This window comes from Xenorhabdus sp. NBAII XenSa04, from assembly GCF_963866145.1.
GTDB lineage: Bacteria > Pseudomonadota > Gammaproteobacteria > Enterobacterales > Enterobacteriaceae > Xenorhabdus > Xenorhabdus indica.
Map to the genome: position 1 here is coordinate 1 of NZ_CAWMEB010000106.1, position 6,132 is coordinate 6,132.

6 protein-coding genes are annotated in these 6,132 nt (G+C 31.7%); 2 read left to right on the forward strand and 4 right to left on the reverse strand.

Annotated features, from left to right (window positions below):
- Nucleotides 1-211: 211 nt before the first annotated feature.
- Nucleotides 212-1,372 carry an MFS transporter gene (locus tag AAC147_RS05655; RefSeq protein WP_047685896.1) on the reverse strand — a complete coding sequence of 387 codons (1,161 nt, stop codon included), beginning with the start codon at nt 1,370-1,372 and terminating at the stop codon, nt 212-214.
- A 310-nt stretch (nt 1,373-1,682) separates the two neighbouring features.
- On the opposite strand from AAC147_RS05655, the gene AAC147_RS05660 reads away from it, so the two are divergent.
- The gene (locus tag AAC147_RS05660; protein ID WP_047685899.1) at nt 1,683-2,546 is read left to right on the forward strand and encodes a LysR family transcriptional regulator; all 864 of its coding nucleotides are present in this window, start codon (nt 1,683-1,685) and stop codon (nt 2,544-2,546) included.
- Between the two features lie 15 nt (nt 2,547-2,561).
- On the opposite strand, the gene AAC147_RS05665 is transcribed toward AAC147_RS05660, so the two are convergent.
- From AAC147_RS05665 to hemA, 3 genes are all read right to left on the reverse strand, one after another.
- On the reverse strand, nt 2,562-3,629 hold the full coding sequence (locus AAC147_RS05665; RefSeq protein WP_197056430.1) for a hypothetical protein: 1,068 nt from the start codon (nt 3,627-3,629) through the stop codon (nt 2,562-2,564).
- 12 nt (nt 3,630-3,641) lie between these two features.
- Nucleotides 3,642-4,130: a GNAT family N-acetyltransferase gene (locus AAC147_RS05670; RefSeq protein ID WP_047685902.1), complete on the reverse strand. Its 489-nt coding sequence runs from the start codon at nt 4,128-4,130 to the stop codon at nt 3,642-3,644.
- 80 nt (nt 4,131-4,210) lie between these two features.
- Complete coding sequence (gene hemA, locus AAC147_RS05675) at nt 4,211-5,440, reverse strand: 5-aminolevulinate synthase (protein ID WP_047685905.1); 1,230 nt, start codon at nt 5,438-5,440, stop codon at nt 4,211-4,213.
- 329 nt (nt 5,441-5,769) lie between these two features.
- Between hemA and AAC147_RS05680 the strand changes: the two genes are divergently transcribed.
- Complete coding sequence (locus tag AAC147_RS05680) at nt 5,770-5,934, forward strand: hypothetical protein (protein ID WP_156115437.1); 165 nt, start codon at nt 5,770-5,772, stop codon at nt 5,932-5,934.
- Nucleotides 5,935-6,132: the final 198 nt, after the last annotated feature.

A 6,132-nucleotide genomic window follows, 5' to 3' on the forward strand; every position in this document is an offset into this window, starting at 1 on the left:
GGTTTAATTGAGCGCTTACCAGAGATTGATAGGTGAGGCCATGTGGCACCTCCCTTAGGGTGAGGGAGAAGGGAGATAGCTATCATGACACAATATTAACTACGACTGTAGTACTAGCCTCACGCGGGCATTCCCTTGCCATCGCGAGGTAACTCAAAATCCATAGAGTATATAAAATAATGTGGTAGCGATTGTCACTATGAGTGATAAATCATTGTTCGGAAGATATTATTCTGAACGCACTATTTTTCATGCTATAAAATTGTAGAATTAATGAAATTAAAATAAAAAAGACTGCAAAATAGATTAAAACCATAGTACCTATTCCAAGAGATATGACAACACCACCTAACATCGCACCTATTGAGCTTCCCAAATAGTTGATTGAGCTATTAAGAGCAATGACTGCACTGCCATGTTTAGGTTGATAAGACAATAAAATATGTTGCTGAGGTGCTCCCGCTGCCCATCCCATCGCGCCCCATATAAAGAATGGTAGATACTTTATAAATGGTATGTTAATCATTATCGGGATGCATATGACAGAACATGCTAATAATATTAAGATTAATAAAATTAATAACTTTGTTTTTTTAAAATAATCGATTAAGTATCCAACTAATAAACTTCCAAATAATCCACCTAGTCCCCATGCCCATAAATATGATGTTATATTATTTGAACCGCTAATATCCTGTAATAAAGGAGATAAATATGTATATAACCCTAAACTTGCAAGACCAGCAAAAAGAGTTATAAGCACTGTGATTGTTACTCGTTTATCTAAGAACATTACAACCCTATCTTTCATGGATGGAGGGGCGGTTGCTGGAATAAAAGGGAAAAATTTGAATATGCTTAAGGCTGCGATAAAGCTAAGGATAACAGTAAACCACATTGTAGCTTGCCAACCAAATTGGTTTGCGAGATAAAGGCCAACAGGAACGCCTAACACAGTTCCGATACTCATTCCACCTACTGTTAATCCAAGGGCACGTCCTTTCTTTTCGGCAGAAACTAGCAATGTAGAGCCAGCTATAGCTAATGGAGAGAATAAGCCAGCACTAACCCCAGCAATTGCTCTAGAGATCAAGAATACAGAAAAACTTGGAGCAATGGCGGTTAAGGCATTTGCAACCCCAAAAATTATTATAGAAATTAATAGAATTTTTTTTATCGATTTTCCTGCTAAGAGAGAAGCAAATAATGGAGCTGAAATTGCATAACATAAAGTAAATATACTTACAGCTTGTCCAATTTGAGATGCACTTTTTTGATATGTCTCACTAACTCCAGGTATAATTCCTGCTATAATATAAGTATTAAACCCCAGAGCAAACATACCTATAGCTAAAAAAATAATTTTTTTCATGCTGCTATGCCTTTATATCATATTTTAATTTATGAATGTGACTAATTAGTATGGTGATGAACTTGATGCGATTTTAAATGATAGAGTACAGCTCTATACCCAAATAGTTTGTAATTTAGCTTAGTTACACGTTCCTATGTACATAAGATTATTTACATTTAATAAATGTTATAATAATATTTTATGTAAAAATGTTGTTATGGTTAATCATTAAATAGGGAAAGCCTCATATTAGTACATTTTTTAGTATATACAACAAGATGTAATAAATAAAATGAAATATTTGAATGCGAAGGTATGAAAAAAAATCATGAGTATAACTAAATATGAAATTTTTGAAACAGTGATTATGACAGGAAGTTTTTCTAAGGCTGCTGAAAAGTTAAATAAAACACAGTCTGCAATAAGCCATGCGGTTTCAGCTTTAGAAAAAGAACTAGGGGTTCTCTTATTTGTGAGAAATGGCCGAAAAGTGAGTTTAACTCATCATGGAATAAATGCCTATGCATATATAAGTAGGATATTAGAGATTAACCGAAATTTGATGAAAAAGAAATTTATTGATGAAAATATTCCTTATGTTTTTAGGATTGGAGTTTTTGAGAGTGTAAAGAGAATAATTCTACCCTCAGTTATAAAGGAGATAAATAAATCATACCCATTTATTGATATTATACTATTTGAAGGGGGATATGATGAAATTAAGGAATGGATTATAAATGATTTAATAGATTTTGGTTTTACAATTAGTGATGATTTTGGGTGTGAGTCAATTCCAATATTAGAGGATGAGTTAGTGATGGCAACAAAGATAGACATGGAGTCACCTTTAGACGGTGTATCATTAAACGGTTTTTTCAATATCAATAAATTCATTATGCCAATGGCACCATATAAAAATAAAATAGAAATTTTTTTTAATGAAAATAATATAAGTCCTAATATTTATTCTCATGTAAGTAATTGTAATACAATTGCAAAAATGGTTGATTTAGGAATTGGTGTTTCCATTGGTCCAAAGTTATTTTTACAATTTTTTGAAAAAATAAAATTGCATGATTTACCTATTAAGTTACATAGAAGTATATATCTTTCTCATAAGAAAAATTGTTTTGATAGAGTAGATCATTTTTTTATTGGGGAGGTTAAAAAAGCAGCAAGGAGTTTAATGTAAACCCCTTGTTATTTTTCACCCTAATCGATCAAGCCCACTATTCTCACTTAGTAAAATTCTTTCTCCTGTGTTATTATATTGTACTTTATAAAATGATTTTTTCTTATGATTAATTTCATTAAGATTTTTTTGAAGATATATAGCATCTTTTAAGTTAGGAAAATCGAAATCAGGTTTTTTTCCTAGAATAACGAAATCAGTAACATCCTTTATAATATTAACGATAGGTTCTAATCTACGGTCTCCAATATATTCATGATCAAGAGAGTTAAAGTATAAAATGTTATCAGTGTGCGTCTTCTCTTCTGTCCAAATTTTTACTGAGTGCTCATGCCAGTTTGGTGTATCAAACGCTAATTGAGCAAATATTAATTTACCTAGAGAGTCTTGAAAAACAAAATCTAATTCTCTTCTTCTAAATAAGCTAACAAAACTACTATATCCGGTAACAAGAGAGCCATTTATTTTTCCAACTATAAATGAACTATCGGGAATTTCATCTCCGGATATTGAGTAGTCCGATTTTACACCATTTATTTCATCTAAGGATAATAGATTATTGTTAATCCACTGAATAAGATCTAATGGATGAATTATTTCGCTGATAACACCTGTAGTTGGTCTATAATCATTAATTCTGTTCTTCTTCCATAAAAAGTTTGCTCTTACTAATTTTAAATCATTATCTTCAACATATTTTTTTAATAGTCTAGATGCTTTTGTATATCTCGCAACCATATTTAAACAGAATCCTGATGCATTTTTCAATAAATATTCTGCGGTATTTAGTTTAAAGTTGGAATCTACAAAGGGTTTCTCACAAATAACAAATCCATTATAATCTTTAATTAAAGATAATATCTCTCCATGATTTTCATCGTTCACAGATATTACTAATACATCAGGATTAAATAATTCTAATGCTGAGTTTACAGTAGGGTAATACACTAAGTTAATATTCTTTTCTGTTCTACACGTATAAGCTATGTCAATGCCTTTTTCATATTCATGAGAAATTTTATTAAATGATTCAACAAATATTTTCCCTGAAAAACCCATGCCAATAATTAGCACCTTCATCATACTATTTACCCATTAAATTATTTTGAAAAATAACTCTTCTCCAGTGTGTATGTAACCTTTTCTTATATGGAATTTTTCTGCAATTTTACTAGATTGCATAAGTATTTTATGGACATTATTCTCTATTAGAGAATTCTCTAAGCTATTCACCATGGCCTCTGCAATTCCTAAACCTCTTCTATCACTACGCACTACAAGAGATTGTGCCCAACAGATTCGGCCATCGAGCACTCCTACAATAGGTGGACGTAAATCAATGATTCCTATTACGCATGAACAAATATTTTTATCTTTACCATATGTACCAACTAAAAGTAATACATTTTTATTTGATATGTTCTTTTCAATCCAAGAGCGATATGCTTTTTGCCAAGCTAGATCATCCTCTTTATTCTTTGCTGAATAATGAAGATTTCCATTAGATAATAATACTTTTCGTAGCTCAACTAAATCTTCAGTATCTTCAATTGTTGCTTTTCTAATTGATAATTTTTCTTTCATTATAGTTATTCCAACATAATAATTTTAATAAGGTTTTAGTAATGTGGGATTATTTTATTGTGACATAATAAAATAATTTATTATATAGTTTTACTCATTGAATGAGAAAAAGGTATATTAAATAGAGAGAAGACTTCAACTAATGCATCCGTTAATTGTATCATTTTTTCATCGGAGTGATTTGGAGTAATATTAACTCTAAATCTTTCTGTTCCAATGGGTACTGTAGGTGAATTAATTGCTTGCAAATATATATTATATTTCATCAATAGTTGCTGTGCTGCAGCTTTACATTTTTTTGCATCTCCAACTAATACTGGTAATATATGTGATTCACTGGAATTCATAATCGGAATACCTGCATTTTTAAAATGTTTTTTAAGTGTTTCAGTTTTTGAATGTAACTTTTCTCTTTCTATACAAGAAGTCTTTAAGTATTCAATGCTTGCATAGCATGCCGCTACTATGGCTGGAGGTAATGAGGTTGTGAATATAAAACCAGAAGCGAAAGAACGAATTGCATCAATGATTGTATCAGAGGCAGTGACATACCCACCTATAACACCAATTCCTTTAGCCATAGTACCTTGAATAATATTTATTGAATCGGAAATACCTAGCTCAGCAGCAATTCCTGCTCCTCTAGGGCCATACATACCAACAGCATGTACTTCATCAAGATAAGTTAACGCATTATATTTCTTAGCAAGGTCTGTAATTTCTTTAATTGGAGAAATATCACCATCCATAGAATATATTGATTCAAAAACTATGATTTTAGGTCGGTTATAAGGTTGTTCTGATAGTAATTTTTCTAAATGCTTTGTGTCGTTATGTTTAAATTTAAAACATTCTGCTTTTGTACTACGTATCCCATTAATAATAGATGCATGATTTAGCTCATCAGAGAAAATGATGCAGTTTTCAAATAGGCGTAGTAAACATTGCAAAGTTGCATCATTCGAACTATAACCTGTTGGAAATACTAATGCAGATTCTTTCTTATGCCATTCAGCTAATGATGATTCTAATTCTTTATATTGGTAGTGATTCCCTCCAATATTCCTAGAACCACCAGATCCAGCACCAAATAAATCAATTGCCTTATGCATAGCATCAATTACAATAGGGTTTTGGGACATTCCTAGATAATCATTGCTACACCAAACAACAACGGAATTTTCATTTTCTATATGATTTATTTTTGCCAAAGGATATTGTCCGCAGATGCGATTTAATGTTACAAATTCACGATATTGCCCATTTTCCTTTAACTTCATTAGTTTTTCATTAAGAATATTCTCATACATAAAATAATTATCCTAATTAATTGTAATATTATTTTTGACAAAAGTTATGATTTCAACGTGTAAATATTAAAATTAAACAGACAAATAAAAAACCTTATGTAAGACTCATTATTAATGTAGTAATAAAAATAAGCAAGTAATAAAAATAAATATCCTAATAAGTTGTTGTAAGTAGTTTATGGTTTCCAGATGTAAAAATATTTTAGTTAAAACAATCAAATGAGAATATTTTTAAATTCAGAAACTATTTGGGGTATGATATCACTATCACTCATATGAAGAGTATTATAAAACAATTATCCTAAATAACCCGAATTCTGGATAAGAAATTGACGAGAAGCCTGTTCCAGGAGCAAAGTTCTGGTGCATACCAAAAACAGCTCCGAGGGGGACAGGCTATGGACAAGTTAGTTGAAATTTTCTGTGATGTCGATGGTGCGCTGGGAAAAGCTGCACTGTTTCTTGCGGGTGAAAGTCCCGTTGTAGAAGATTAGCCCCTTCAGAAACTATTGCCTGCTGGTTCGACGATACCATCGGCACAACACAATCAGCGAATTTCGGAGTTATCACGTTCACCTATTGGTTTCGGCTCGAATGTTTCGCTGTCTACGCTTCATCTCCTTTGTTACCGCCGGAGATGCAAGACTCGCTACGTAGTGATCTGGCTAATCTTCTACGACGGGACTTTCACC